Origin of the sequence: Glutamicibacter sp. NPDC087583, from assembly GCF_044743685.1 — a bacterium.
Taxonomy (GTDB): domain Bacteria; phylum Actinomycetota; class Actinomycetes; order Actinomycetales; family Micrococcaceae; genus Glutamicibacter.
In genome coordinates this window covers 682,376-709,294 of the sequence record NZ_JBIUWY010000001.1, presented here as the reverse complement: position 1 = coordinate 709,294, position 26,919 = coordinate 682,376, and the positions used below count along the sequence as shown (strand labels likewise).

General features: G+C 63.6%; 26 protein-coding genes and 1 riboswitch. Of the genes, 4 read left to right on the top strand and 22 right to left on the bottom strand.

All coding sequences use genetic code 11. From position 1 onward, the window contains the following. Positions 1 to 77 precede the first annotated feature (77 nt). The 11 genes from ACIOU9_RS03390 to hisI form a co-directional block, all read right to left on the bottom strand. Positions 78 to 1,547, bottom strand: coding sequence for a glutamate synthase subunit beta (locus ACIOU9_RS03390; RefSeq protein WP_105656705.1), 1,470 nt, complete (start codon positions 1,545 to 1,547; stop codon positions 78 to 80). Next, the gene (gltB, locus tag ACIOU9_RS03385; protein WP_402696027.1) at positions 1,540 to 6,159 is read right to left on the bottom strand and encodes a glutamate synthase large subunit; all 4,620 of its coding nucleotides are present in this window, start codon (positions 6,157 to 6,159) and stop codon (positions 1,540 to 1,542) included. Before gltB ends, ACIOU9_RS03390 begins: the two co-directional genes overlap by 8 nt. A gap of 305 nt (positions 6,160 to 6,464) precedes the next feature. Next, positions 6,465 to 6,629 carry a hypothetical protein gene (locus tag ACIOU9_RS03380; RefSeq protein WP_181149008.1) on the bottom strand — a complete coding sequence of 55 codons (165 nt, stop codon included), beginning with the start codon at positions 6,627 to 6,629 and terminating at the stop codon, positions 6,465 to 6,467. Between the two features lie 92 nt (positions 6,630 to 6,721). After that, positions 6,722 to 7,720, bottom strand: a complete 999-nt coding sequence (gene lgt, locus ACIOU9_RS03375; RefSeq protein WP_286134101.1) for a prolipoprotein diacylglyceryl transferase — start codon at positions 7,718 to 7,720, stop codon at positions 6,722 to 6,724. Next, a complete protein-coding gene (trpA, locus tag ACIOU9_RS03370; RefSeq protein WP_105656706.1) occupies positions 7,720 to 8,502 on the bottom strand; it encodes a tryptophan synthase subunit alpha in 783 nt (260 codons plus the stop codon). Before trpA ends, lgt begins: the two co-directional genes overlap by 1 nt. Further along, entirely contained in the window at positions 8,503 to 9,834 is a 1,332-nt protein-coding gene (trpB, locus tag ACIOU9_RS03365; RefSeq protein ID WP_105656707.1) for a tryptophan synthase subunit beta, read from the bottom strand. Between the two features lie 110 nt (positions 9,835 to 9,944). Further along, the gene (gene trpC / locus ACIOU9_RS03360) at positions 9,945 to 10,769 is read right to left on the bottom strand and encodes an indole-3-glycerol phosphate synthase TrpC (RefSeq protein ID WP_105661458.1); all 825 of its coding nucleotides are present in this window, start codon (positions 10,767 to 10,769) and stop codon (positions 9,945 to 9,947) included. Between the two features lies 1 nt (position 10,770). After that, positions 10,771 to 11,019: an HGxxPAAW family protein gene (locus ACIOU9_RS03355; RefSeq protein ID WP_402696024.1), complete on the bottom strand. Its 249-nt coding sequence runs from the start codon at positions 11,017 to 11,019 to the stop codon at positions 10,771 to 10,773. A 156-nt stretch (positions 11,020 to 11,175) separates the two neighbouring features. Next, positions 11,176 to 11,766, bottom strand: a complete 591-nt coding sequence (locus ACIOU9_RS03350) for a Trp biosynthesis-associated membrane protein (protein WP_105656710.1) — start codon at positions 11,764 to 11,766, stop codon at positions 11,176 to 11,178. Continuing rightward, complete coding sequence (locus tag ACIOU9_RS03345; RefSeq protein WP_332504010.1) at positions 11,763 to 13,334, bottom strand: anthranilate synthase component I; 1,572 nt, start codon at positions 13,332 to 13,334, stop codon at positions 11,763 to 11,765. The genes ACIOU9_RS03350 and ACIOU9_RS03345 overlap by 4 nt, the downstream gene beginning before the upstream one ends. Before the next feature lie 103 nt (positions 13,335 to 13,437). Beyond that, complete coding sequence (gene hisI, locus ACIOU9_RS03340; RefSeq protein WP_105656852.1) at positions 13,438 to 13,839, bottom strand: phosphoribosyl-AMP cyclohydrolase; 402 nt, start codon at positions 13,837 to 13,839, stop codon at positions 13,438 to 13,440. A gap of 134 nt (positions 13,840 to 13,973) precedes the next feature. Between hisI and ACIOU9_RS03335 the strand changes: the two genes are divergently transcribed. The 4 genes from ACIOU9_RS03335 to ACIOU9_RS03320 all read left to right on the top strand — a co-directional run bounded on the left by ACIOU9_RS03335 (position 13,974) and on the right by ACIOU9_RS03320 (position 17,114). Further along, positions 13,974 to 14,615 carry a TIGR03085 family metal-binding protein gene (locus ACIOU9_RS03335; RefSeq protein ID WP_286134102.1) on the top strand — a complete coding sequence of 214 codons (642 nt, stop codon included), beginning with the start codon at positions 13,974 to 13,976 and terminating at the stop codon, positions 14,613 to 14,615. 102 nt (positions 14,616 to 14,717) lie between these two features. Next, positions 14,718 to 15,350, top strand: a complete 633-nt coding sequence (locus ACIOU9_RS03330; RefSeq protein WP_402696022.1) for a hypothetical protein — start codon at positions 14,718 to 14,720, stop codon at positions 15,348 to 15,350. 229 nt (positions 15,351 to 15,579) lie between these two features. Further along, a complete protein-coding gene (locus tag ACIOU9_RS03325; protein WP_133834239.1) occupies positions 15,580 to 16,215 on the top strand; it encodes a DUF6318 family protein in 636 nt (211 codons plus the stop codon). Further along, positions 16,215 to 17,114 carry a PKD domain-containing protein gene (locus ACIOU9_RS03320; protein WP_402696020.1) on the top strand — a complete coding sequence of 300 codons (900 nt, stop codon included), beginning with the start codon at positions 16,215 to 16,217 and terminating at the stop codon, positions 17,112 to 17,114. Before ACIOU9_RS03325 ends, ACIOU9_RS03320 begins: the two co-directional genes overlap by 1 nt. Before the next feature lie 54 nt (positions 17,115 to 17,168). Here ACIOU9_RS03320 and hisF read toward each other — a convergent pair whose 3' ends face one another. From hisF to fmt, 11 genes are all read right to left on the bottom strand, one after another. After that, entirely contained in the window at positions 17,169 to 17,939 is a 771-nt protein-coding gene (gene hisF, locus ACIOU9_RS03315; RefSeq protein WP_105656715.1) for an imidazole glycerol phosphate synthase subunit HisF, read from the bottom strand. A 21-nt stretch (positions 17,940 to 17,960) separates the two neighbouring features. Further along, the gene (gene hisG / locus ACIOU9_RS03310; RefSeq protein WP_105656716.1) at positions 17,961 to 18,809 is read right to left on the bottom strand and encodes an ATP phosphoribosyltransferase; all 849 of its coding nucleotides are present in this window, start codon (positions 18,807 to 18,809) and stop codon (positions 17,961 to 17,963) included. Positions 18,810 to 18,951: 142 nt separating this feature from the next. Beyond that, a complete protein-coding gene (locus ACIOU9_RS03305; protein ID WP_038991810.1) occupies positions 18,952 to 19,215 on the bottom strand; it encodes a phosphoribosyl-ATP diphosphatase in 264 nt (87 codons plus the stop codon). Positions 19,216 to 19,287: 72 nt separating this feature from the next. After that, the gene (gene ribH / locus ACIOU9_RS03300) at positions 19,288 to 19,779 is read right to left on the bottom strand and encodes a 6,7-dimethyl-8-ribityllumazine synthase (RefSeq protein ID WP_332594955.1); all 492 of its coding nucleotides are present in this window, start codon (positions 19,777 to 19,779) and stop codon (positions 19,288 to 19,290) included. 36 nt (positions 19,780 to 19,815) lie between these two features. Continuing rightward, positions 19,816 to 21,063, bottom strand: coding sequence for a 3,4-dihydroxy-2-butanone-4-phosphate synthase (gene ribB, locus ACIOU9_RS03295; RefSeq protein WP_105656718.1), 1,248 nt, complete (start codon positions 21,061 to 21,063; stop codon positions 19,816 to 19,818). Next, on the bottom strand, positions 21,063 to 21,686 hold the full coding sequence (locus ACIOU9_RS03290) for a riboflavin synthase (protein WP_105661461.1): 624 nt from the start codon (positions 21,684 to 21,686) through the stop codon (positions 21,063 to 21,065). Before ACIOU9_RS03290 ends, ribB begins: the two co-directional genes overlap by 1 nt. Before the next feature lie 34 nt (positions 21,687 to 21,720). Next, a complete protein-coding gene (gene ribD, locus ACIOU9_RS03285; RefSeq protein ID WP_402696018.1) occupies positions 21,721 to 22,761 on the bottom strand; it encodes a bifunctional diaminohydroxyphosphoribosylaminopyrimidine deaminase/5-amino-6-(5-phosphoribosylamino)uracil reductase RibD in 1,041 nt (346 codons plus the stop codon). 15 nt (positions 22,762 to 22,776) lie between these two features. Continuing rightward, positions 22,777 to 23,478, bottom strand: a complete 702-nt coding sequence (gene pnuC, locus ACIOU9_RS03280) for a nicotinamide riboside transporter PnuC (RefSeq protein WP_105661574.1) — start codon at positions 23,476 to 23,478, stop codon at positions 22,777 to 22,779. 115 nt (positions 23,479 to 23,593) lie between these two features. Next, a riboswitch (FMN riboswitch) is annotated at positions 23,594 to 23,731 on the bottom strand. Between the two features lie 41 nt (positions 23,732 to 23,772). Continuing rightward, entirely contained in the window at positions 23,773 to 24,435 is a 663-nt protein-coding gene (gene rpe / locus ACIOU9_RS03275) for a ribulose-phosphate 3-epimerase (RefSeq protein WP_105661463.1), read from the bottom strand. Between the two features lie 28 nt (positions 24,436 to 24,463). Next, a complete protein-coding gene (locus ACIOU9_RS03270) occupies positions 24,464 to 25,987 on the bottom strand; it encodes an RsmB/NOP family class I SAM-dependent RNA methyltransferase (RefSeq protein ID WP_133834245.1) in 1,524 nt (507 codons plus the stop codon). Continuing rightward, complete coding sequence (gene fmt, locus ACIOU9_RS03265) at positions 25,984 to 26,916, bottom strand: methionyl-tRNA formyltransferase (RefSeq protein WP_402696015.1); 933 nt, start codon at positions 26,914 to 26,916, stop codon at positions 25,984 to 25,986. The genes ACIOU9_RS03270 and fmt overlap by 4 nt, the downstream gene beginning before the upstream one ends. Positions 26,917 to 26,919: the final 3 nt, after the last annotated feature.

Here is a 26,919-nt window from a genome sequence, read left to right as displayed (position 1 = left end):
CAAATGCCTTTCATGTTCACATAGGCAAAATGCGGCCCACCCGGCATCCGGGTGCGCCGCATTCAAGCCTATGTCACTCAAATGATGCTGATGGCCCTATCGGTTGGAGCAACCGGTGCAGGAAGGGTAGTCGAACCCATGAGGAACTTGTCGACCGCGGCCGCGCAAGCGCGTCCTTCGGCGATAGCCCACACGATCAGCGACTGTCCCCGACCGGCGTCTCCGGCGACGAATACCGATTCGGTGTTCGTCATGTAGTAGCCATCTCGGGCGACGTTGCCCCGGTTGTCGAATTCGATACTGACCTGTTCGTCCAATCCGGAAACTTCCGGACCGGTGAACCCGAGGGCAAGCAGAACCAGATCCGCTTTGATTACGCGTTCGGTTCCAGGCTTCGGGAGGCGCTTGCCAGCAACAAATTCTGTCTCTGCAACTGTAACACCGATCACCTTGTTTTGCTCAGTTCCCTCGCCGGAGATGAAGTTCACGGTCGAAGCCAGGTAGGTTCGCTCGCCGCCTTCCTCATGGGAGGTCTGCACCTCGAAAAGCACCGGCATCATCGGCCACGGCTGGTCTTCGCGGCGCTCGGTGCCCGGCTGCTGGCCGATGGCCAGCGTCGTGACGCTCGCCGCTCCCTGGCGCAGGGCGGTGCCGATGCAGTCCGAGCCGGTGTCTCCGCCGCCCAGCACGATCACGTGCTTGCCCGCCGCATCGATGCGCGGGGCATCGAGCTGGCCGGCGACCACGCGGTTGCTCTCGGTGAGGAACTCCATGGCATGGTGCACGCCCTCGAGCTTGTTGCCCGGCACCGGCAGCTCGCGCGGCACCGTGGCACCGGTGGCCACGATGACCGCGTCGTAGTCGCGGCGCAGCTGCTTCCAGGAGATGTCCTTGCCGATCTCGATGCCGGTGCGGAAGATCGTTCCTTCGGCTTCCATCTGGGCCAGGCGCAGGTCGATGACCTGCTTCTCCAGCTTGAAGTCCGGGATGCCGAAGCGCAGCAGGCCGCCGATGGCTTCGTCGCGCTCGTAGACGGCCACGGTGTGCCCGGCACGGGTCAGCTGCTGGGCGGCGGCCAATCCGGCCGGCCCCGAACCGACGATCGCCACGCGGTGCTCGGTGTGGCGGGCAGGCGGCTGCGGCACGAAGTCGCCGGCGTCCATCAGGTGGCCAGCCAGTTCGGCTTCGACCTGCTTGATGGTCACCGCGGGCTGGTTGATGCCCAGCACGCAGGAGGACTCGCACGGGGCCGGGCACAGCTTGCCGGTGAGCTCCGGGAAATTGTTGGTGCTCAGCAGCCGGGCGGCCGCATCATCCATCCGGCCCCTGTAGGCCAGGTCGTTGAACTCCGGGATCAGGTTGCCCAGCGGGCATCCCGAATGGCAGAACGGGACGCCGCAGTCCATGCAACGGCCGGCCTGCTCCTCCAGGATGCCGGACTTCTGGCGCTCGACGACCTCCTTGTAGTCCATCAGGCGCACCGGCACCGGGCGCTTGGGCTGGGTGACACGTTCGGTCACCTTCAGGAATCCACGTGGATCAGCCACGGGTCACCTCCAAAATCTTGTTCCATACCTGCGGCGAATCCGGGTTCTGCCCGTTGGCTACTGCGTCGCTGCGCAGCTGCTGCACGGCGGCGAAGTCGCGCGGGGTGATGCTGGTCAGCCGGCTGCGGGTTCGTTCCCAGTCCAGCAGCAGGCGGGAGGCCAGCGGGGATGCGGTCAATGCGATGTGCTCGGTGAGCAGCTCGTGGATGCGTTCGGCTTCGGCATCGGTAATCGGCGCTACCAGCAGGTCCGACTGCCCGGCAGCCAGCGGGTTCAGCTTGGCTGCATCGAAGTCCAGCACCCAGGCCACGCCGCCAGAGAACCCGGCGCCGAAGTTGCGGCCGGTGGCCCCCAGGATCAGCACCTGTCCCCCGGTCATGTACTCGCAGCCGTGCTCGCCGATGCCTTCGGTGACAATTGTGGCCCCGGAGTTGCGCACCGCGAAGCGTTCGCCGACCATGCCGTTGATGAACAGTTCGCCGCTGGTGGCGCCGTAGCCGACCACGTTGCCGGCGATGACCTGCTCCTCGGGCTTGGACAGGGTGGTGTGCGGCGGGTGGATCGCGATCCGGCCGCCGGACAATCCCTTGCCGACGTAGTCATTCGCGTCGCCCGAGAGCTTGAGCGTAATGCCCTCGGGAAGGAAGGCGCCCAGCGACTGGCCGGCGCGGCCCGAGAGGTTCACCTTGATGGTGTCCCGCTCCAGGGTCTGCAGCCCGAAGGTCTTGGTCACATGGTGGCCCAGCAGCGTGCCGGTGGAGCGGTCGGTATTCACGATCGCCGCGTCGATGCTGACCGGCAGGCGGTCAGCCAGCGCCGGTCCGGCCGCGGCGAGCAGCTGCTGGTCCAGGTGCGTGTCCAGCCCGTGGTCCTGGCCGATGCGGCGGCGGCGCGCCGCCAGCTCGGTATCCGGCACGTGGGTGATCGCATCCAGCGCCAGCCCGGAGACCTTGTCGTGCGCGGCGAACTGGGCGGGATCGGCCTGGAGCAGTTCGACCTTGCCGATCACCTCGTCCAGGGTGCGCGCCCCCAGCGAGGCGAGCAGCTCTCGCACCTCCTGGGCGATGAACTCGAAGAAGTTCACCACGAACTCGGCCTTGCCGGTGAAGCGTTCGCGCAGCGCAGGATTCTGCGTGGCCACACCCACCGGGCAGGTGTCCAGGTGGCACACGCGCATCATGATGCAGCCCGAGACCACCAGCGGCGCGGTGGCGAAGCCGAATTCCTCGGCACCCAGCAGGGCGCCGATCAGCACGTCGCGCCCGGTTTTCAGCTGGCCGTCGACCTGCACGGTGACGCGGTCGCGCAACCCGTTGAGGATCAGCGTCTGCTGCGCTTCGGCCAAGCCGATTTCCCACGGGGTGCCGGCATGCTTCAGCGAATTCATCGGCGAGGCGCCGGTGCCGCCATCGTGCCCGGAAATCAGCACGACGTCGGCCTTGGCCTTGGCCACGCCGGCCGCGACGGTGCCGATGCCGGACTCGGAGACCAGCTTCACGTGCACGCGGGCGGAAGGGTTGGCGCACTTCGCGTCGTGGATCAGCTGGGCCAGGTCCTCGATCGAGTAGATGTCGTGGTGCGGCGGCGGGGAGATCAGCCCGACACCCGGGGTGGAGTGGCGAGTCTTGGCGATCCAGGGGTAGAGCTTGGCGCTCATCAGCTGGCCGCCTTCGCCGGGCTTGGCGCCCTGGGCCATCTTGATCTGGATGTCATCGGCGTTGGCCAGGTACAAGCTGGTCACCCCGAAGCGGCCCGAGGCGATCTGCTTGACCGCGCTGCGGCGCACCGGATCGAGCAGCCGCTCCGGATCCTCGCCGCCTTCGCCGGTGTTGGACTTCGCGCCCAGCTGGTTCATCGCGATGGCCAGGGTTTCGTGGGCCTCGGCCGAAATCGAGCCGTAGCTCATCGCGCCGGTGGCGAAGCGCTTCACGATGGAGCTGACCGGCTCCACCTCGTCGATGGCGATCGGGGTGATCCCCTCGGTCTTGAACTTCAGCAGCCCGCGCAGGGTCTTGAGCTGTGCGGCCTGGTCGTCGACGGCCTTGGTGTACTCCTTGAACACGTCGTAGCGGCGGGTGCGGGTGGAGTGCTGCAGGCGGAAGACGGTTTCCGGGTTGAACAGGTGCGGCGGGCCTTCGCGGCGCCACTGGTACTCTCCCCCGGTTTCCAGTTCCAGCGGCTGGGCGCCGCCGTCGATCTCCGGGTAGGCGCGGGCATGGCGGGCGGCGGCCTCGGCGGCCACCACATCCAGCTCGATGCCCGAGAGCTTGGTGGCGGTGCCGGTGAAGTACTGGTCGACCACGCGCTGGGACAGGCCCACGGCCTCGAAGGTCTGCGCGCCGCAGTAGCTGGAGACCGTGGAGATGCCCATCTTGGACATGATCTTCAGCACTCCCTTGCCCAGCGCCTTGATCAGGTTGCTGCTGGCCTGGTGCCCGTCAACTCCGGGCAGCTCGCCGTTCTCGGCCATCTGCTCGACCGATTCCAGAGCGAGGTAGGGGTTGATGGCGCTGGCGCCGTAGCCGATGAGCAGGGCGATGTGGTGCACTTCGCGGGCGTCGCCGGACTCGATGATCAGCGAAACGCGGGTGCGGTTGGAGCTCTTGAGCAGGTGGTGGTGCACCGCGGAGGTCAGCAGCAGCGACGGGATCGGCGCCCAGGCCGCGGAGGAATCGCGGTCCGAGAGCACGATGTAGCGCACCCCGCGGTTCACCGCGGCGGAAACCTTCTCGCAGATTTCCTGCAGGCGGGCGCGCAGCTCGGATTCGCCGCCGGCCGGGCGGTACAGGCCGCGCACCTTCAGCGAGTACTTGGACCCGGATTCGTCGCGCAGGTGCACGATCTTGGCCAGCTGGTCGTTGGTCAGCACCGGGTAGTCCAGCGCGATCTGGGTTTGCGGGACACGGTCCAGGGACAGCAGGTTGCCGTCGGGGCCGATCGCGGTGCCCATCGAGGTGACCAGCTCTTCGCGGATTGCATCCAGCGGCGGGTTGGTGACCTGGGCGAAGGACTGGGTGAAGTAGTCGAACAGCAGGCGCGCCCGGTCAGCCAGGGCGGCAATCGGGGTGTCGGTGCCCATGGCGGCCAGCGGTTCGGCACCGGTGGCGGCCATGGGAGCGAGCAGCACGCGCAGCTCCTCGGTGGTGTAGCCGAAGGTCAGCTGGCGCAGGGCCACGGAGGCGGAGTTGTGGCGCACGTGCTCCAGGTCCGGGAAGTCGGCCAGCGTCTTCAGGTTCTGCGAAACCCATTCGCGCCATGGCTTGGCGGCGGCCACTTCGGCCTTGATCTCGGCGTCCTCGACAATACGCTGGGCGTCCAGGTCCACGGCGAACATCTTGCCCGGGGCGACACGGCCCTTCTTCACGATGTGCTCTTCGTCGACGTCGATCACGCCGACTTCGCTGGCCAGGACCACCAGGCCGTCGTCGGTGACCCACCAGCGGGCTGGGCGCAGGCCATTGCGGTCCAGCACCGCGCCGGCCATCGCGCCATCGGTGAAGCAGACGGCGGCGGGGCCATCCCACGGCTCGATGAGCATGGACTGGTACCGGTAGAAGGCGCGCAGGTCCGCGTCCATCTGATCGTCGTTTTCCCACGGCTGCGGGATCATCATCATGATGGTCTCGGTCACGTTGCGGCCCGAGAGCATGAGCATTTCGGCGACCTCGTCGAAGGAGGCCGAGTCCGAGGCGCCGGCGGTGCAGATCGGGAACAGTTCCTCGGGCACCTCGCCGAGCAGCTCGGATTCCAGGGTCGACTGGCGGGCGCGCATCCAGTTGCGGTTGCCCTTGACGGTGTTGATCTCGCCGTTGTGCGCGATGGTGCGGAAAGGCTGGGCCAGCGGCCACGACGGGAAGGTGTTGGTGGAGAAGCGCGAGTGCACGATCGCGCAGCGGCTGGTGAAGCGGGCGTCGGACAGGTCCGGGTAGAACGGCTCGAGCTGCGCGGTGGAGACCATGCCCTTGTAGACGATGGACTGCGAGGAGAACGAGGCGAAGTACACGCCCATCTTGTTGTGCGCGCGGCGGCGGATGCGCCAGGCGGCGGCGTCCAGCTCGCGGCGGGTGGCGGCCGGGGCGCCAGCGTGGGCGCCGATGAAGATCTGGGCGATGTACGGCATCACCTTGCGGGCCGAGGCGCCGAGCACGTCGGAATCAACCGGTACCTCGCGCCAGCCGAGCACCGCCAGGTTCTCCTCGGCGGCCATGGTTTCCAGTTCTTCCTGGGCGAAGGCACGTTCGCCGGCGTCGGCCGGGAGGAAGCCCATGCCCACGGCGTAGGAGCCGGCGGCGGGAAGATCGAATGCGGTGACGCTGCGCAGGAAGGCGTCGGGCAGATGCAGCAGGATGCCGGCGCCGTCGCCGGTGCCTTCATCGGCCCCGATGGCGCCGCGGTGCTCAAGCCGGCGCAGGGCGGTCAGCGCGTGGGCGACGATCTCGTGGCTGGCATCGTTCTTCAGGGACGCGATCATCGCCAGGCCGCAGGCATCCTTTTCGGCCGCTGGGTCATACAGACCCTGCGCGCCAGGCAGCGCGGAAAAACGGGTGTAGGGCGAGGGGACCTCCTCGCCAAAACCTGGCGAGGCGTTCATCTGGACTCCGGTCATGCTCATGAGCGTGCCTTTCTGTGGTTCATGCAGGATAGGCGCGCGGCAGCCCCCGGTAAAGGGCTTATTCTTGGCAAGGGCTTCCGGCCGCCTGGATGTTTCATCTAGCTGAAACTTTTCGACAGTGCTAAGCGGGGTCTGCTTGCGCATCGAGGTTTCGGGGACGAACATTTCCCACCTCGTTGTGGTGCTGCACCAGCTGGCCTTTCCAGGGGTCGATCGACCAGCGTGGCGCGTGGATCACACGTTACGCAGGTTTTGTTTCTCGCATGCGCGTGCTTGTGTTTCAGGAATGTTAAAAACTTCTGCCGCTACCGGCGCGGAAAAAGCAGTTTTTTGCGGGCGGGGATCGCGAAAACCGGTTTTGCCAGCCGGTTTTGATAGCCGCCCAATGTTTCGGGCATGTTGCGCCCGAGGGACGGAAAACTGCCCAGATTTTCCGGACATTTCGCCATATTGGGGCCAGAGCGCGTCATGAAAGCGGATCCGGGCAGCTGCTGGCGCGGCTTAAACCACCGGTGGCCGGCAAGCGTGGATGCTTGCCGGCCACCGGAATGGGGCTATGGAATTATTGCTGCCGCTCTGTGGCGTCGCTGCCCGGATCGGAGCTGGACTCCGCCGGTGAGTGCGCGGCGGGCTTGGCGCGATCTGCTTCGACCGGCTGCGCCGGGGCCCTGCCTGGCAGGTAGAACGGATCGACCTGCTGCTTGCGCAGCTTGCCCAGGACCACGATCAGCGCGAGGATGCCGGCGATGGCGATGCCGATCGCCAGCCACTGGTGCACGCGCAGGGCCAGCGGCCCGATGGCGATGATTTCGGCCGGGTCCAGGCGCAGCGATTCGGTGAAGGTGCGGCCGATGCCGTACCAGATCATGTAGCAGCAGAACAGTGCGCCGCGGCGCAGCTTGAACTTCCGGTCCAGCGCGATCAGCACGAAGGCGCCCAGCACATTCCACAGCGACTCGTACAGGAAGGTCGGGTGGAAGAGCGTGTCCGCGGGCAGCCCGGCCGGGAAGTTGTAGCTGTCCGCATCGATCTCCAGGCCCCACGGCAAGTCGGTCGGCGCGCCGAACAGCTCCTGGTTGAACCAGTTGCCCCAGCGCCCGGCCGCCTGCGCCAGCAGCAGGCCGGGCACGGCCGCGTCGACGAAGGCCGAGAGCCGGATGCCGGCTTTCCGGCAACCGATCCACGCTCCGAGTGCACCGAGCGACACCGCGCCCATGATGCCCAGCCCGCCAAGCCAGATCTGCGGGATCTCGGCCAGGTGGGCGGTTTGCCCGCCGAGCCCGAAGTAGTACATCGGGTCGGTGATCAGCACATGGTAGAGGCGTCCGCCGATGATGCCGAAGGGGATCGTCCAGATGGCGATGTCCCAGAGCATGTCGGAGTTGCCGCCGCGGGCACCGAGGCGCTTGTTGGTCAGCCACAGCGCGATCAGGATGCCCGCGAGGATGCACAGCGCGTAGGCGTGGATGGTCAGCGGGCCGATCGAGATCCTGGCGAATTCCGGCGGCGGCGAAGGGATGGAGGCGGGCAAGGCAAGCGCCAGCTGCGCGGCAAAAGCCATCAGGCCCGTCCGCTCAGTTCGGCGGCCAGGGCGCCCACGGCCGGCACTCCCCCGTCACGCAGGGCGGCGACCAGCGCGGTGCCGACGATCACGCCGTCGGCGTAGGCGCCGATTTCTTCCACGTGCTCGCGGCGCGAGACGCCCAGGCCCACGCAGGCATTCTCGGCGCCGGCGTTGTGGGCGGCGGCGACCACTGCCTGCGCGGCGGAGGAAACCTCGGTACGGGCGCCGGTGACGCCCATCAGCGACACGCAGTAGACGAAGCCGGAGGACGCATCCACGGTGCGCTGCACCCTCGCTTCGGTGGACGAAGGGGCAATGAGGAACACGCGCTCCAGGCCGTGCTTCTCGCTGGCCTGGATCCATTCGGCGGCCTCGTCGGGCACCAGATCCGGGGTGATCAGGCCGGCGCCGCCGGCTTCGGCGAAGCGCCGGGAGAACTCGTCCACGCCCAGGCGCAGCACCGGGTTCCAGTAGGTCATGACCATTACGGCCACGTCGGTGCGTTCGGTGATTCCGCGCACGATGTCGAAGATCTGCGGGACCTTGAAGCCGTTGGCCAGCGCCTGCACGGTCGCTTCCTGGATCACCGAACCGTCCATCACCGGGTCGGAGTACGGGATGCCGATCTCGATGACATCCACGCCGTTCTCGGCCAGCGCCACGGCGGCCTCGATGCTGGTGGCGACGTCGGGGAAGCCGGCAGGCAGGTAGCCGATGAGGGCCGGGCGGCCCTCGGCGCGGGCTGCGGCGATCTTCTGGGCGCTGGTCACGCGGGTCATCTACTTCTCCTCGGATTTCTGCGAGCCGGAGTTCTGCGCAGTGGCCGCGTTGATTTCGGCCTCGGCGTCTTTTTCGTCGATCATGTTGAACCAGGCGGCAGCGGTGCCCACGTCCTTGTCCCCGCGGCCCGAGAGGTTCGCGATGATGATGGTCTCTTCGGGGACCGCGCCTTCGGCGATCTTGCGCGCCGCCAGGCGGATGGTGCCGGCCAGGGCGTGCGCGGACTCGATCGCCGGCAGGATGCCCTCGGTGCGGCACAGCGCCTTGAACGCGTCCATCGCCTCGGTGTCGGTGACCGGCTCGTACTTCACGCGGCCGATGTCGGCCAGGTAGGCGTGCTCCGGGCCGACGCCCGGGTAGTCCAGGCCCGCGGAGATGGAGTGCGATTCGACGGTCTGCCCGTCCTCGTCCTGCATCAGGTAGGACTTCGCGCCGTGCAGCACGCCCGGGCGGCCCAGGGTGATGGTCGCGGCGTGGCGGTCGGTGTCCACGCCGTCGCCGCCGGCCTCGTAGCCGTAGATCTCCACCTCGGGATCGTCGAGGAAGCCGTGGAAGATGCCGATCGCGTTCGATCCGCCGCCGATGCAGGCGGTCACCGCGTCGGGCAGGCGGCCGGCCTGGGCCAGGATCTGCTCGCGGGCCTCGTCACCGATGACCTCGTGGAAGTAGCGGACCATGGCCGGGAACGGTGCGCCGCCGGCGGCGGTGCCCAGCAGGTAGTGGGTGTTATCCACGTTGGCCACCCAGTCGCGCAGCGCCTCGTTGATCGCGTCCTTCAGCGTCTGGGAGCCGACGGTGACCGGGATGACGGTGGCGCCGAGCAGGCGCATGCGCGCGACATTCAGCGCCTGCCGGCGGGTGTCTTCCGCGCCCATGTAGACCACGCATTCCAGGCCCATCAGGGCCGCGGCGGTGGCCGAGGCGACGCCGTGCTGGCCGGCACCGGTCTCGGCGATGATGCGGGTCTTGCCCATGCGCTTGGCCAGCAGCGCCTGGCCGAGCACGTTGTTGATCTTGTGGCTGCCGGTGTGGTTCAAGTCCTCGCGCTTGAGGAAGATCCGCACCCCGCCGCAGTACTGCTCGGAAAAGCGCTTGGCTTCGGTGAGCAGCGAGGGGCGCCCCGAGTAGTTCTTGTTCAGGTCCTTGACCTGGGCGATGAACTCGGGGTCGTTCTTGGCCGCTTCGAAGGTCTCGTTCAGCTCGTCCATGGCGGCCATGAGGGACTCGGGCATCCATCGCCCGCCGTAGGCACCAAAGTACGGGCCGCTTGCGTGCCTTAGCGACTGTGCATCGATCGACTGGCGGTGCTCGGAGTTTTCCGGAGTGCTCATCGATTCCCTCTTTCCTCGTACGGAGCTTGATTCGTGGTAAGTCTCGTGCCCCGCCGGAAACTCCTGCGGGGCACGAAAAGCAGTTCTGGGTCCTTCGCCGCCGTGCGCGGCTAGCGCTGCGGCTTGGCGCCGGTACCGGCCTTGATGAACGCGGCGACCGAAGCGCGCGGATCGGCATGCTTCACCAGCGCTTCGCCCACCAAGACCGCGTCGGCGCCGGCCGCACCGTATTGGACGACCTGTTCGGTGGATTCCACACCGGACTCGGCGACGATCACCGCCTGGGCCGGCAGCAGCGGAGCGAGCTTGCCGAAGGTGGCTGGATCGACGTCCAGCGTCTTCAGGTTGCGCACGTTCACGCCGATGATCCTCGCTCCGGCCTTGCTGGCGCGGGCGATTTCCTCCTCGGTGTGGGTCTCCACCAGGGCGTTCATTCCCAGCTGGTGAGTCAATTCTAGGAAAGATGCCAGCAATTCATCATTCAGCGCCGCAACAATGAGCAACACGAGGTCAGCGCCGTGGGCGCGGGCTTCGTAGATCTGGTACTCGTCGACCGTGAAATCCTTGCGCAGCACCGGAATCTGCACGGCAGCGCGTACCGCGTCGAGATCCTGGAGCGAACCGCCGAAACGGCGGGCTTCGGTGAGCACGGAAATCACCGAGGCGCCACCGGCCTCGTATTCAGCGGCCAGTACGGCAGGCTCCGGGATATCTGCCAGCGCGCCCTTGGACGGGGACTTGCGCTTGACCTCGGAGATGACACGCAGCGTGGTGTCGCGGGCGGCCTGGTCGGCATGGCCACCGAGCGCGGCGAAAGCATCGCGCGCAGGAGCTGCCGCTGCCGCGGCCTGCTTGATCGCTTCCAGGCTGGTGATTGCGCGACGGGCGCCCAGGTCTTCCCGGACGCCCGCGATGATCTCATCAAGAACAGTCAATTTAGTGCGATGCTCCGCTGCGAGCGCCGCCCACGCCGAAACCGGCTGCCTTCAGGATCCAGCCCAGGAGCAGGCCAACCACCATGATGCCGCAACCGACCCAGACGATGGACCAGGCGAAGTAGGCGAAGGCGATGCCGGCCACGATTGAACCGGCAATCATGGTCAGTATGCAGGCCCACGCTGCGATGGAGTTACCGTGGCCAATCTCTTCGGTGTATACCGGATCGAGCTCGGTGTTCTGCGACATGTTCGATGTCTCCTCATGTTGTGATGCTGCGTCCCGGCAGGGCGTTGCTGCCCGGGACGTTGGTCTTCAGGTTCCATTCTGCCACCTGCGCGCGGGAACCTCCTATTCCGGAAGCCTTCGTTTCGCGCCGGTGGTGCGAATCACGATCCGCCCGGGTTATTTCCGGCCAGCAGTCGGGTCTTCGCCGTCCGAGAGCTGCTCCCAGCTGGCGATGTTGCGCGAGGACTGGTCCTTGGGCTCCGCGCTGGACCTTGCCGCCTGCCGATCGTACTTGCTGGCCTTGGCGGGCCAGCGGCCGGCGAAGACGAACACCAGCACGGCCTGCAGCACCATCAGCGCTCCGGCGAACACCGCCACCGCTGGCCACGCGCTGAGCGTGTACTCGCCGACGTTCTGGGCCAATCCGGTAGCTTCGGCCACGGTGGTGGAGGCGACGGCCTGCGGATCGCGCAGCGCCCCGAGGCCGGCGGCAACCACGGTGGCACCGGCGAGCAGGCAGATCGCCGCAATGATGTAGCGGGCGATCTTCCCGGCGATCAGCAGCGCCAGCGAACCGGCCAGCACCACCACGGAGACCGCGGTGACCGAGGCGGCCGCGGTGGCGCCGTCGATGGCGATCTGCGGGATCTGCACGGAGCTGGAGGCCACATCGACGGTGATCCATGTGCGGGTGGCCGACCAGAGGCCGATCAGTGCGCCGGCCATGCCGAAGAGGGCGAGGGTGCGGGCGCTGGTCAATTTCTTCACTTCGTTTCACCTGATTCGGTGTTGATGTTGTGGGCCGCACGCATCGACTGCGCAGCCCAGACGGCGCGCAGCGGGGCGGCTGCCTTGTTCACGGTTTCCAGGGCTTCGTCGGCGAACTTCGAGTCATTGACGATGCCGCCGCCGGCTTGCACATAGGCGCGTTCCCCCTTGAGCAGGGCGGAGCGGATGGCGATGGCCATGTCCATGTCGCCGGCGAAGTCCAGGTAGCCGACCACGCCGCCGTAGATGCCGCGGCGGTACGGTTCGTACTCGTCCAGCAGCTGCAGGGCGCGGGGCTTCGGTGCGCCGGAGAGCGTGCCGGCCGGGAAGGTCGCGGCCAGCACGTCGTAGGCGTCCACGTCGTCGCGGGTCTTGCCCACCACATTGGAGACCAGGTGCATGATGTGGCTGAAGCGCTCGACCTCCATGAACTGGGTGACTTCCACGGTGCCGGCCTTGCAGACCCGCGAGAGGTCGTTGCGCGAAAGGTCAACCAGCATCAGGTGCTCGGCGCGCTCCTTCTCGTCGTTGAGCAGCGACTTCTCGTGCAACTGGTCGTCCTCGTAGTTCGCCCCGCGCGGGCGGGAACCGGCGATCGGGTGGGTGACCACGTGCGAATCGTTGACGGTGACCAGCGCTTCGGGCGAGGAGCCGACGATCTCGAACCGTTCGCCGTGCTCGTTGACGAAGTTGAACAGGTACATGTACGGGCTCGGGTTAGTCGCGCGCAGCACGCGGTAGACATCCAGCGCGTCGGCCTGCGTTTCCAGCTCGAAGCGGCGCGAGACGACGATCTGGAAGACCTCTCCGTCCACGATCGCGGTCTTGGACTTGGCCAGCGCCTTGAGGTACTCGTTCTCATCCCAGGAGTGGGTGACAGCTTCCATCAGGGTTTCGCGCGGCACATCGGTACCGGTGAGCACCGCCGCGGCCGAATCCACCGGCACCGCGAGCTGGTCGAGCATCGCCTGCAGGCGGGTGACGGCACGGTCGTAGGCGTCGTCGACATTCTCGTCGCTGCCATCGAAATTGATCGCGTTGGCGATCAGCGTGACGGTGCCTTCGGCCGCATCATGGGCAGCCATGTCTGCTACCAGGTTCATGCTCAGCTCAGGCAGGTTCAGATCATCGGCCGGCGGGTTGGGCAGCTTCTCCCAGTGGCGCACGCATTCCCAGCCGATGAAGCCGACCATGCCGCCGGTCAAGGGAGGCATGCCGGGAACGGGTTCGGTCTTCAGCGCGCGCACGGTGTCGCGCAAGACCTCCACGCCCGCACCGCCGGTAGGCAGGCCAGCTGGCGCATGGCCCTGCCAGTAGGCTTCTGAACCACGGGTGCTCAGCGTTGCCGGGGAGTTCACTCCAATGAAGGAATAGCGGCTCCAGACACCGCCCGGGGCAGCCGATTCCATCAGGAAAGTGCCCGGGCGGCCCTGCGCCAGGGTGCGGTAGAGGCCGATGGGCGTGAGCGAGTCAGCCAGCACGGTGATAGTCACGGGGATGACACGACGGTTCGCGGCCATGGCGCGGAAGGACTCGCGGGACGGGGAAATCTTGCCAAGGGTTTTCATCTGTGTTCTTCTTCTACGTATTCTTCGAGCGCGTGCTGCGATGCGCAGCTGGGCGCGGCATTCCCGGCGCTAGCCAACCGCGTGTGCCGATGCTTCGAAAGTCCTACTCGGGGCGGTGGCCCACGACGGCCGGCAATTCACGATCGGTGAAGCAGGATTCGGTGCCGGTGTGGCAGGCGGCGCCTACCTGGTCGACCTGCACCAGCAGCGCGTCCCCATCGCAATCCAGGGCAACGGACTTCACGAACTGGAAGTGGCCGGAGGTGTCGCCCTTGCGCCAGTACTCCTGGCGGGAACGGGAGTAGAAGGTGACCCGACCAGTGGTCAACGTGCGGTGCAACGCTTCATCGTCCATCCAGCCGAGCATCAGCACTTTCCCGGAGTCGTACTGCTGCGCGATGGCAGCAAACAGGCCATTGGCATCTCGCTTGAGACGCCTGGCAATAGCCGGGTCGAGGCTATGGGATTCAGGGCTCGGATTCGAGCCGTCGTTAGAAGTAGACATCACCATTAGCATACTGGTTTTCCGCGGAATCCAGAGACCTGTGACGTACCGCTCGTCGACGCGCCACGCCGTCTTGGCGACACCACTTTCACCTTGCACAATTAGTCACTTGGAGCGTGCTAGTTTCAGAAGTGATGCACTTAGTTCAGGCTTCCAGACTTGCGTTGGCCGAGACCCTGCTTGCGGCAGGACCTACCGCCGACACCCTTTGCGACGGGTGGCAGACCCGCCATCTCGCCGCTCACCTTGTGTTGCGCGAAAGCTCACTGCTTTCTGCCGGCATGTTCTTCAAACCGCTGTCCAAGAAGCTCGAGGCGAAGCAGAACCAAATGGTGATCGCGGCGCAGACTCCCGAAGGCTATGCCGGGTTGGTCCGCAGCTTCCGATCGGGTCCACCCGCTTTCTCGCCCTTCGCCATCGACAAGGTCAACCAGTCGGCGAACCTCTCCGAGTTCTTCATCCACACCGAAGATGTGCGGCGTGCCCGCGGCCAGTGGGCTCCGCGGGTCCTGGACACCGAGTACACCGAACTGCTCTGGCAGTCGCTGACCCGCATGTCTCGCCTGCTGTTCCGCCATGCGCCAATTGGCATCATCCTGACGCGTCCCGATGGCCAGCGTCATGTCGCCAAGAAGGCTCCGAACGCTGTTTCGATTACCGGCCCGGTCACCGAGCTGATGATGTACTCGTTCGGCCGCATCGACCAGAGCCTGGTCTTGTTCGAAGGCGGGGAAACCGCATTGGAAATCGTCAAGGGCTTCAAGCCAGGGCTATAAAGCTCCCTTGGTTATCCACATTCGTGGGTGTGCCGTCCAAGTTCGCGTCGCACCGGCCTAGGATTTCGAGCAATCGATATCCAACAGGTCTGGAGCTTGGCCATGAACACGCGCAGAGTCCTTGAGCATTACCCCAGTGTCGCTATCGCCATCGTGCCCGCGTTCGTCTTGGTTGCCCTGGTTTCAGCACTCTTCGTTTCAGTCGCTCCCGCCGATCCGGCGTCCTCGGCTTCATTGCCGACTGCTTCAAGTACCACGCAGGCACCTCCATCAAGCGAACTGGAGCTTCCGGAGTCGGCAGATATCACGTATGAAAAATCGGATTACGGAGTCCAGGACGCCGCAACGTACTTCTTCGACTTGCTCAATTATGAAATCATCTACCAAGACTCCGCCGATTTCACCCCGATAGTTACCGGAACATGCAAAGCGGAACAGTGCTGGAAGACCTTCCGCGAGCAAGAAGACCTCCGAACAGGTCCGGAATACATGCAAACCGGCGGCTACTACTTCCTGCACACGGACTATATCGTCCGGTTTGACGGTAATTCTGCTTATCTGATGGGCGAGCTGACTTTGTCTGAACGTTCGCGCCTTCGTCCCGATCAGGAAAACATCATTGTCGAAGAACAAAATCTGGGTGAAATCACCATGGGACTTGAATACACCGACAACGGATGGAAAGTTTCTGCCATCGCGCTTGAGAGTCCCCCGAGTAAAGCACCGCTCAGCTAATTGAACGTGCCTGATTTCAGGCTAGGCGATTCCATGAGTCCTGAAATCAAACGTCGCCAGCCGCATCGTTTCACTCCAGTCCGTCATCAAACGTGGTTACAGGTAGTTGGGATTCGGGATTTAGCTGCCCTGAGTTTTCCACAGATTCCTCGAAAACTCTCCACTTTCTTGAAACACGGGCATAGGATGGCGCACAACCTGGCATTCCCAATGATCATGGAGAGTTCGAATGGACACTCGGAAAATTGCAGTTGTCGCGTCCGTTGCAGCTGTTGCGCTCGCACTATCAGGCTGCAACGCCGGGAACGCTGAAGGGCCAAAGACCTCACCGTCCGCCGCTATCGAGACGTCACCGAATCCGGTTTCGACAGCAGAGAAGCCGTCGCCGGCCGAAAGCCTCAAGTACAAGCCTGCCTCAGCCGATGGACCCGCAGAAAATGTTCCTGTCCCGGAACGGCCAGCACTTGCGGGCGAGTACAGCGAGGACGGAGCAGCCGCCTTCACCAAGTTCTATTTTGATCTAGTGAACTATTCCATCGAAACTAACGATGCGGCGCCTCTAAAAAAGGTAACCACCAAAGAATGTATTGTGTGTGGCGTTTCAATAATCGATGAAGCGACAGAAGCGGAGGAATTAGGTAAATGGCAGGTCGGTGGAAAACATCACCCCAAGATTCTTGATGCCTATATAACTGGGGAAAACTTAGCGGCGGTCACTGTCGAGTACACAGCTGATAATGCAGAAATTTATCTCGCCCCACATGAACTTGCTTCTAAATTAGACAAGCTAGAACCAACTACTGTAGCTGTGGGCGTGAAATTCGATCGTGACTGGAAAGTTTACGAAATTATCGGTGCGGAATAATGAAGTTGAAAGTATCAATGAGAGTGTCGTTAGTTCTCACATTTTCCGTTGGCTTACCAGCTCTTCTTGGCATACAAGCACCCCTCGGTTTAGCAGACCAAGATGAGCGCGGGATTCGCATGCGCCCCGAATCAATTCACGAAAGTCACGACGAAAAGAAAGATTTCAACTATCAGGAGGAATCTCGAAATTCGCAACCCAAAAAACAACCCCATTCGAAGCCTTCTCCTAAAGAGCAATTCTCCATACGCGATTACGAAAGTTGTGACCCCAGAAGCTCGAAGGCGCGATTCTGTATCAGCATTCCTGAGGAAGGAAATTGCCCAGATGGGGCGGCCCCGGTATATCGCCAAGTGATCGATAGTCAAGGTTACGTCGTTCGGCAGTACCGTTACTGCGCCGGAAACCCACCAAAAATCGACCTACCTGAAGACTCGATTACCCAGGAAATATTGATAGATATAAACACATTCAAAGAATATCCAATACTCCCTTCGAAAATAATGAGTTACCCAAAGAAATTTTCTCTAAGAAACGGGAATACGCATTTCTTGGCTACCGAAGAAGTCCAATCTTTCTCATCTAACCTCTCTGGCTCAAATATAAGTATCAGGGCAATACCGATTCAGTGGAACTGGAACTATGGCGATGGGACTACTCGAAATCTTGATTTCCCTGGAGATCCGATGCCTCACCATACGCTGAGAGATAAAACCCCCACGAGTCATTCGTACAGCGAGACTGGCACATTCAAAGTAGGGGTGACCACTCTCTACCGCGGAGAATTCAGCGTCGATGGTGGCGCGTGGCAAGCTATACCCGGCCAGGCTGCCGTCGCCAGCGTTCCTATTGAAATTGACGTCTGGCGGACCGAGAAGGAACTGATTGCCAACGATTAGCCGGGTACAGCTAAGGCCCAGCTCCATTTGGTGCTGGGCCTTCGGCTTACGTGCCTAGCGAACTGGGTAGCCAGCTTCGCGGATGGCCTGTTTGACCTTGGCGATCATGTCCTTCGGACCGAAGTGGAAAATCGAGGCGGCCAAAACAGCGTCGGCGCCTGCTTCGATTGCTGGAGGGAAGTCCTCAGGCTTTCCTGCACCACCCGATGCGATCAGCGGGACCGAGACCTCGGCGCGAACTGCACGGATCATTTCCAGATCGAAACCATCCTTGGTGCCATCAGCATCGATCGAGTTCAGCAGGATCTCCCCCACGCCTCGTTCAGCCGCTTCCTTGGCCCAAGCTACGGCGCACATGCCCGTGCCGGTCCGACCACCATGAGTAGTAACCTCGTAGCCCGATGCAATCGTCGGATCATCTGTGCGTCGGGCGTCGAGCGACAGCACGAGTACCTGGGAGCCGAAGCGCTGGGTAATCTCGTTGATGACCTCAGGACGGTTCACCGCCGCGGTATTGATCGAGGCCTTGTCGGCGCCGTTGCGCAGCAGGCGATCGACGTCTTCGGCAGCGCGGACGCCTCCGCCTACGGTCAGCGGGATGAAAACTTCTTCTGCGGTATGGCGAACGACCTCATAAGTAGTTTCACGATCCGCGCTGGATGCGGTGACATCCAAGAAGGTCAACTCGTCGGCACCTGCATCATTGTAGCGACGGGCAAGCTCAACGGGATCGCCAGCATCGCGAAGCCCCGCAAAGTTCACGCCCTTCACAACACGTCCGGCGTCAACGTCGAGGCAAGGAATAACACGAATTGCAACGCTCATCAGCGAATTTTCCTTGTCTACTTAGATGCGGCAGGCGTGGATCTGGCTGACCAAGATGGCGCGGGCGCCAACTTCGTACAGCTCGTCCATGATGTTATTGGTCTGCGACTTCTTGACCATGGCGCGCACGGCCACCCAATCGGAGTTTGCAAGGTCCGACACGGTTGGCGATTCCAGGCCAGGGGTCAGCTCGCAAGCCTGGTCGGCAAGCTCGCGGCGGACGTCGTAGTCGAGCATGACGTACTGGCGGGCAACGAGCACACCGTTCAGGCGGCGGATCAGTACGTCCAAGCCGGATGGCTTGTGGCCGACACGGCCGATCATGACTGCTTCGGAGTTCAGCAGCGGATCGCCGAAGATCTCCATGCCAGCGGCCTTGATGGTATTGCCGGTTTCTACAACGTCAGCGATGGCATCGGCCACGCCCAGCCGGACCGAGGATTCGATGGCACCGTCAAGGCGCACGATCGAAGCCTGGATGCCGGACTTTTCGAGGTAGTGGCGCAGCAGCACGTCATAGCTGGTGGCAATGCGCTTGCCATTGAGCTGCTGTGCATCGTTGAAGGCGCCAACCGGGGCAGCGAAGCGGAAAGCCGATTTCCCGATGCCTAGCGAGAGCTGCTCTTCGACAGCGTCGTCGACATCTGCGTCAAGGTACAGATCGCGACCGGTGATGCCTACGTCCAGGATTCCCCGGCCGACATAGACTGCGATGTCGCGCGGACGCAGGTAGAAGAATTCAACTTGGTTTTCCTCATCGACCAGGACCAGTTCGCGGGAATCGCGGCGCTGGAGGTAGCCGGCTTCCTTGAACATGGTGGAAGCGATTTCGGATAGGGCACCCTTATTGGGTAGGGCTACGCGGAGCATTATTGACTCATTTCGTCATGAATGGCGCTGCGGCGATTAGCCATAAACAAGCGCCAAGGATTAATTCGTTGGCCGTTGTTTCTGCCGCCGTGCGTTGACTGCGCCCTGATCGGCAGTGGATCAGGCCGCAATCGCGCGACGGCTATAGATGCTTGTAAACGTCGGCCAAGGTCATTCCCTTGGCGATCATGAGGACCTGAAGGTGGTACAGCAGCTGGGAGATCTCCTCCGCCGCGGCCTCATCGGTTTCGTACTCCGCAGCCATCCAAACTTCAGCGGCTTCCTCGACGATCTTCTTGCCGATGCCATGGACACCAGAGTCGAGTTCGGTGACGGTACGTGAGCCTTCCGGGCGGGATTGTGCCTTGAGCGATAGTTCGCTGAAGAGCTCGTCAAAAGTTTTCACGGAACTTATCCTAGCTGTTTTCTCTGCAGGGGCTGCATTCTGGTGGCCCTTTGTGACAGGGCCACCCGAATGCTATGGCAGTGCGGCTACCGTCATGACGGCAGCCGAGTAGGCTTCATAGCCTTTGTCCTCGCTGGAGTTTTCCAAGCCAGCGCGGTCAAGGGCCTGCTCTTCGTTATCGCAGGTGAGCACGCCAAAACCGATTGGTGTTTTGGTGTCCACGCTCACATTGGTTAAGCCATTGGTCGCGGCCAAGCAGACGTAGTCAAAGTGCGGGGTACCGCCACGGATGACCACGCCGAGCGCGATGACCGCGTCGTAGTCGCCGGCAAGGGTGGAGGCAGCGACCGGCAATTCGAAGGTGCCCGGTACACGGACCAGGGTGGTGCTCGATTCCAGACCGGCATCCTTGGCGGCGCGCTCGGCGCCGTCAATCAGTCCGTTCATGATCACCTCGTGCCAGCTCGCGGCCACGATGGCCACCTTGAGCTGTGAGAACTTCTCCTGAACGGCCAGGGCCTTCAGCTGTTCGCTGACATCGGCAGGTGCGCCATGCTTGCTCATCTTGATGCTCCTTATATTCTTCTGGATTCGTGGGGTTCAGGCGCCGTGGTAGGCGTCGGCCTGCTGGTCATCGTCGGCATCGGGCAGATCCAGGTGGTGGCCGAAGCGCGTCTGCTTGGTGCGCAGGTAGGCCGAGTTCTGCTCACGCGGTGCAATCTGCAGGCCGATCAGCTCTGCTACCTTGATTCCAGCGTCATTCAGCTGTTCCTGCTTGTCCGGGTTGTTGCTCAGCAATCGGATTTCGTCCATGCCCATGGCCTTGAGGATGGCAGCGACGGCGAAGTACTCGCGTGCGTCGGCAGGGAAGCCCAGATGCAGGTTGGCGTCCAGGGTATCCATGCCGCCTTCCTGCAGGGCGTAGGCGCGCAGCTTGTTGGCCAGGCCGATGCCGCGGCCTTCGTGCCCGCGGATGTAGATGACGTGACCGCCTTCGCGGGCGATGGTTTCCATCGAAGCATGCAGCTGTTCGCCGCAGTCGCACCGGTAGGAACCGAAAATGTCCCCGGTGAGGCACTCCGAATGGATGCGCACCAGGTTGCCGGGCTTAGCGCCGTCGGGGCCGGCGTGGCTGAGCACGACGTGCTCGTGGCCTTCTGCGGTAGCAGCGCGGGCGGTGAAGTCCCCGAAGGCGGTGGGCAGCTTGATCGGATCGGTCAGCTCGATCTCGTCGTTGACTCGGCGCCAGCGGGCCAGGTCGTCGATGGAGATCAGCGGCAAGTTGTGTTCAGCTGCGAAGACGCGCAGGTCATCCAGGCGCATCATTTCACCGTCGTCCTTGGTGATTTCGCCGATCACCCCAACCGGTTCCAAGCCGGCGGCCTGGCACAGGTCGACCGCCGCTTCGGTGTGCCCGCGACGTTCCAGCACTCCCCCGGCCGCAGCTCGCAGCGGGAAGATATGGCCCGGGCGGGAGAGCTGGGCCGGTTCGGTGGCCGGGTCGGCCAGCAGTCGGCTGGTCAGCGCACGATCGGCAGCGGAAATGCCGGTGGTGATCCCTTCGGCGGCGTCGCAGGTGACGGTGAAGGCAGTGCCCTTGGCATCCTGGTTGATGCCGACCATCGGGGCCAGGCGCAGCGCGTCGGCCCGCTTGGCGCCCAAGGGCACGCAAATCACCCCTGAGGTGTAGCGGATGGTGAAGGCCATCAGCTCGGCCGTAGCGTGCTGGGCGGCGAAGATGATGTCGCCCTCGTTTTCCCGGTCCTCGTCGTCGACGACCACTACGGCTCGGCCGGCGGCCAGGGCTGCCAGCGCGGTAGGGATGGAATCCAAAGTCGAGGTGCCCATTACTGCTGGCCTCCGAATTCATTCAGGCGTGCCACGTACTTGGCGAGCACGTCGACCTCGATATTGATCTTCTCGCCCACTTGGCGGGTGCCCATGGTGGTCTCGGCGAGGGTGATCGGGATGATGCCGACCTCGACCCAGTGCCCACCGGAATTCGTTGCCGGGGAGACTGCGGTAATGGTCAGCGAGATGCCGTCCAGCGCAATGGAACCCTTTTCCGCGGTCAGCGGCGCGTAAGCAGCGTCGATTCCAATGCGGAAGGTGGTCCACTGGCCGTGGTCTTCGCGGGCCAGCACCTCGCCGACGGAGTCTACGTGGCCCTGCACCACATGCCCATCGAGCCGGCCTCCGGCGGGGGTGCAGCGTTCGAGGTTGACCTGGTCGCCGGTTTTCAAGGCGCCGATGGTGGTGCGGCGCAGGGTTTCGCCCATGACGTCGACGCTGAGCGTGTCGCCTTCCAGCTCGGTGGCGGTCAGGCAGACCCCGTTGACGGCAAGAGAACCGCCAAGGCCCAGGTTTTCGGTGTGGCCCGGGGCACGCAGGGTCAGTACTGCCAGATCCTTGCCGCTGAAGGTCTCGATGCCTTCTATGACTCCCTGGCCGGTGACAATTCCGGTGAACATGATTACTCCTTGAAAAGTTTGGGGTTGCTGGCGCTTAGGCGCGGGGCAACGGTTCTAGATGCAGGGCAATATCATCGCCCAGCCGGGTCAACGATTCGTTGCTGGCCGAATCCAGCCGGAAACGCTGCGCGTCACTGAGTGTGGTGGTGCTTGGCATGTTGACCGATGAGCTGCCTGCGCCGATCAGCACTGGTGCTTGGTAGCAGTAGATTTCGTCGGCCAGATCTGCTGCGATGAAGGCCGAGGCGACCGTGGCGCCACCTTCAATCAGCAGGTGGGCCAGGCCCAACTCGTTAGCCCGGGCGATGGCCTCTTGCACGTCGTGGCTGCGGATCTGCGACCAATCGCTTCCCTGGGCGAGTGCCAGATCTGCTGGCAAATCGCGTTCGCCCATGACCAGGCGGAAGGGCTGGCGTTCATGCAGCTGCCCCTCGGGAGTGCGGGCGGTCAGCCGCGGATTGTCGATGATCGCCGTGTTCGTGCCGACCAGGATGCCATCCACGCGGGAGCGCAGGGTGTGCGCGTGGTTGCGCGAGGCCTCGGAGGTGATCCATTGGCTCGTGCCATCCGGTGCGTTGATCCGGCCGTCGAGCGACTGGGCAATTTTTACCGTGATGAACGGTCGGACTTCGGCCTTGGCGATGAACCAGCGGTGGTTCAGCTGCTTCGCCGCGGAGAAATCCTCCAGCTGGGTGGCTTGGGTTCCGTGGCTGCGCAGGTAGTCGGCACCTCCGCTGGCGGCGGTGTTATCCGAGACTGCGTAGTACACCTGCCCGACGCCGGCTTCCACGATGGCTCGGGCACAGGGACCTGTGCGACCGGTGTGGTTGCACGGTTCGAGGGTCACTACCATCGTTAGTTCGCGGGCCTTGGCAGGAGGCATCTTGCCCAGGCGGCGCAGTGCGTCGACCTCGGCGTGCGGATGCCCCGCCCCGATATGAAAACCGGTGGCGATGATATTTCCCTCGGCATCCAGGACGCAGGCGCCGACCAGCGGGTTGGCCCCGCGGTGGCCGCGTCCGGCGGTTTCCAGCGCGGTGCGCAATGCGGCGTCGAGCTGCTGGGTCGTAATCATGGTGCTGCTCCCCTTTCAGCGTTGGCGCGAGATGGTTGGATCGAGCATTTCGGTTTCAATCTGGGGTTTCGCGTCGCGCTTGGACTTGGCCCAGACGAAGAAGCCGACCAGGGTGAATGCCCCGTAGAACAGGTACATGAACGCGCTGGCGTAGTAGCCGGCGGAGAACAGCAGCGGCACGCCTACGGCGTCGACGGCGACCCAGATCAGCCAGAATTCGACCCAGCCCTTGGCCATGCCGTACGTGGCGAGCATCGAGCCAACGAAGGTCCACGCATCAGCCCAGACAGGTTCATAGGAGCCGAGGAGGCGGAAGATCGGTGTCACTGCGAGGGTACCGAGGATCAGCACGGCGATCAGGCCCAGGCGAGCCTTGTTGGAAGCCCATTCAGGGGTGACGGCGCTACCGGTGCCGTTCTTGGCCTGCTTCCAGCGGTACCAGCCGAAGACCGAGACGGCGATGAACATGATCTGCCGGCCGGCTTGGCCCCAGAGGTTGGCAGTGTATCCGGTATCGAAAATGCTGCCCAGGAACACCGTCAGCAGCAACAGGTTGCCGACGATTCCGATAGGCCAGGCCCAGACTTTGCGGCGCATGCCGCCCACGGCGCTGGCCAGGCCGAAGATATTGCCTACGACTTCGCGCACCAAAAGTGCCGACGAGCCGATCGCAATTTGTGAGTTGAAAGCTTCAATGAGCCACCGCAGGAAATCCATCATTCCACCCTTCTCGAAGCGGCGGCTCCGGGGGTGTGCATTTGATGGGCCTGTGGCTCTGCTTTAGGAGATAGACCCGGTGCGGGCTATCGGCAGTACCAGTAGGCATCTCAAATTCGTGCTTCTCCCATCCAGACTTTAACTGTCGGTACCGGAATTTCACCAGTTCAACCGTTCCCTCAGCTTGTGGCTTTGGTTGCGGGTCGCGGACTATCACCGCCGGTTCGGACTTTCACCGACCCCGGAGCACGTATTCGTGTTTACTGGGTTTATTCTGACACACTTTGTGCGCCGCTAGTGACCGCCCAGCGCAAGATTGCGTAATACATCGATTTCCACCGATGGCTCCTGGGCCGAGTACACCGCGGAACCGGCGACGAAGACATCCGCACCGGCTTCGGCGGCGCGCAGGATCGTGTCGCGCGAAATGCCGCCGTCAACCTGCAGCGCAATCGGCTTGCCGCTGCCGTCAATGGCAGCCCGGGCACGCTTGATCTTGGGAAGGACCAGATCCAGGAACTTCTGGCCGCCGAAACCTGGTTCCACGGTCATCAGCAGAACCATGTCCAGCTCGCCGAGCATGTCCAGGTAGGGTTCGATCGGCGTGGCCGGGCGCAAGGCCATGGCGGCCCTGGACCCGGCGGAACGCAATTCACGAGCCAAGCGGACAGGAGCTGCCGAAGCCTCGGCGTGGAAAGTTACCGAATCCACGCCGAGCTGCGCGTATTCCGGGGCCCAGCGATCCGCGTTCTCAATCATCAGGTGCACATCGATCGGCAGCTTGCTGACCTTGTGCAGCGCATCAACCACGGGCAAGCCCAAGGTCAGATTGGGAACGAAATGGTTGTCCATGACATCCACGTGGACCGCGTCGGCAGTGTGGATGCGGTCCAGCTCGCTAGCGAGGTTCGCAAAATCAGCGGACAGGATCGACGGGTTGATCCGCGCATTACGCATGGATGCTCCTTGGAATACTCGGGCTTGGCTAGGCTTTTTTGGTCAGGATTGCCATGAACATGGCGTCGGTGCCGTGCACGTGCGGCCACAGCTGCACGGTGCTCCCATCGCCCAGTGCATGGCCTGCCGATGGCGCGTCCTGATACATCACCGAGGAAACCGCGGCGCTGGTATCCAGCAGTGCCGCGTTTTCGTGGTGCTTCAAGAAGTCTTCCACAACCAGGCGGGTTTCGGCCTGATGCGGCGAACAGGTGACGAAGCCGATGACGCCGCCGACGCGGACCGCGTTGAAGGCTGCAGCGAGCAGCTCGCCTTGCAACTTGGTCAGTTCCGGAATGTCGCGCGGGGCTTTGCGCCAACGCGATTCCGGGCGGCGGCGCAATGCGCCCAAGCCGGAGCAAGGGGCATCGACCATGATGCGGTCGTAGTCCCCTGCATAGTCCAGACCGCCGAAGCTGCGTCCGTCGTCACCGGTGACCATCCAGTAGTCATGCGGCACCGCAGCCAACGAGTTCTCGACCAGGCGAGCGCGGTGCGGTGTTGGCTCGTTGGCAGTCAGGCGGGCGTCGCGCTGCACGGCGATCGCTGCGAGCAGCGCCGCCTTTCCGCCTGGACCTGCGCAAAGATCCAGCCAGTAGCGGTCCTCGCCGGCTTCGGGCAATTCGATAGTAGCCAGGGCGCGGGCCATGACCTGGCTGCCGGCATCCTGGACACGCACGGTGCCTTCCTTGACACCTGGCACACGCGAGACGTCGCCGTGCTTGTAGGTGGCCGAATCAGCCAGCAAGGTGCCCGGTTCCGCCCCGGATTCCAGGGCGCCGGACAGATCGCCCAGCCCTGGCAGGGACACCAGGTTCACCAGCGGCGCCAGGTTATCCGCCTCCAGCAGGGCTTCGAGTTCGCTGGCGTCGCGGCCATGGGAAATCAGCGCGCCGCGCAAGGCACGGACAATCCAATCCGGGTGCGAGTGCTCGATGGCCAGCCGCTCGGACTCCGAAGCGGCAGCATTGCCCAGCAGCTCAGTCCATTCATCGGCTTCCTTGGCCGAAACGCGCCGCAGTACGGCGTTGATCAGGCCGGACGGACCGGCACCGATCTGCGCACGAGCCAGCGACACGGTTTCATCCAGGGCGGCATGCTTGGGCACACGCATGGCCAGCAGCTGGTGGGCGCCCAGGCGCAGCGCATCGAGGATGGCCGGATCCAGCTCGGCCAGCGGACGGTCAACCAGGGTGGTCAGGATCGCGTCGTAGAACCCCTGTCCGCGCAGTGCCCCGTAGGCCAGTTCGGTGGCGAAGCCCGCGTCGCGGCGGTCAAGCTGGTATTCGCGGATCATCTTCGGCAGCACCAGGTTGGCGTAGGCATCCGCGCCGGATACCTCACGCAGGGTCTTGAAAGCTACCAGGCGTGCCGGGTCGGCCGCGCGCTTTCGCTGGCCGGGTGCGGATGCCGAATACTTGCGCGGGCCGGCCTGGCCGCGGTTGCGGGTACGGCCCTGCTCATTGCGGCGATCATTGTCGCGGTATCCGCCGCGTGGTTCCTGTCCGCTCATGCGAAGCTCACTTTCGTTCCCTGGGTGAGCACTCCACGTGCCCAGTCGCTGGCGTTCATCATTTTCTTGCCCGGAGGCTGGATTCCGGTGGGCTGCAGGGCCCAGGTGGCGGTGCCGATGTATACCTTCGGCTGCTTGCCTGGCTCGATGCGCACTTCGCCTGGCGCAAGGTCGGTGATCTCGCGGTGCTCACGCAGTGGACCGAATTTGAAGCGCTTGTCTTCGGCCTTGACCCAGGCGCCCGGGGACGGGGTCGTTCCGTGGGCGCGCCGACGGATTTCCGTGGCGGTCCGGGTGAAGTCCAGCTCCGCATCCACGTCGGTAAGCTTCGGTGCGTAGGTGTGCGATCCGGACTGCGGAATGGCAATGGCCTGCCCGGAATCCAGAGCTTGCAAGGTCTGCACCAGCAGGTTCGAGCCGGACCGGCTGAGCCGTTCGAGCATGATGCCTGCGGTGTCCAGTTCACCAATTCTCTCGGTGACCTGTCCGAATACCGGACCTGTGTCCAGTCCGGTTTCCAGCTGGAAGGTGACTGCACCGGTGATGTCGTCGCCGTTGATAATGGAATGCTGCACCGGAGCGGCACCCCGCCAGTGCGGCAGCAAGGAGAAGTGCAGGTTGATCCAGCCATAGGTTGGAACTGCCAATGCCGCCTCCGGCACTAGCCCTCCATAGGCGACGATGGCCGCGGCTTGAAGATCCAAGGCCGCAAGTTCGGCGGTAGTTTCTTCGGTGATCTTGGCAGCCTTGATGATCGGCAGGCCAAGTTCTGCGGCGCGAGCGGCAACCGGCGATGGGGTCAGCACGCGTTTGCGTCCCAACGGGGCATCGGGACGGGTGAGCACTGCGGCAATTTCAAAACCGGCCTCGTGCAGGTAATCCAGGGAAGTGACGGCGACCTGTGGTGTGCCGGCGAATAAAATACGCATGAG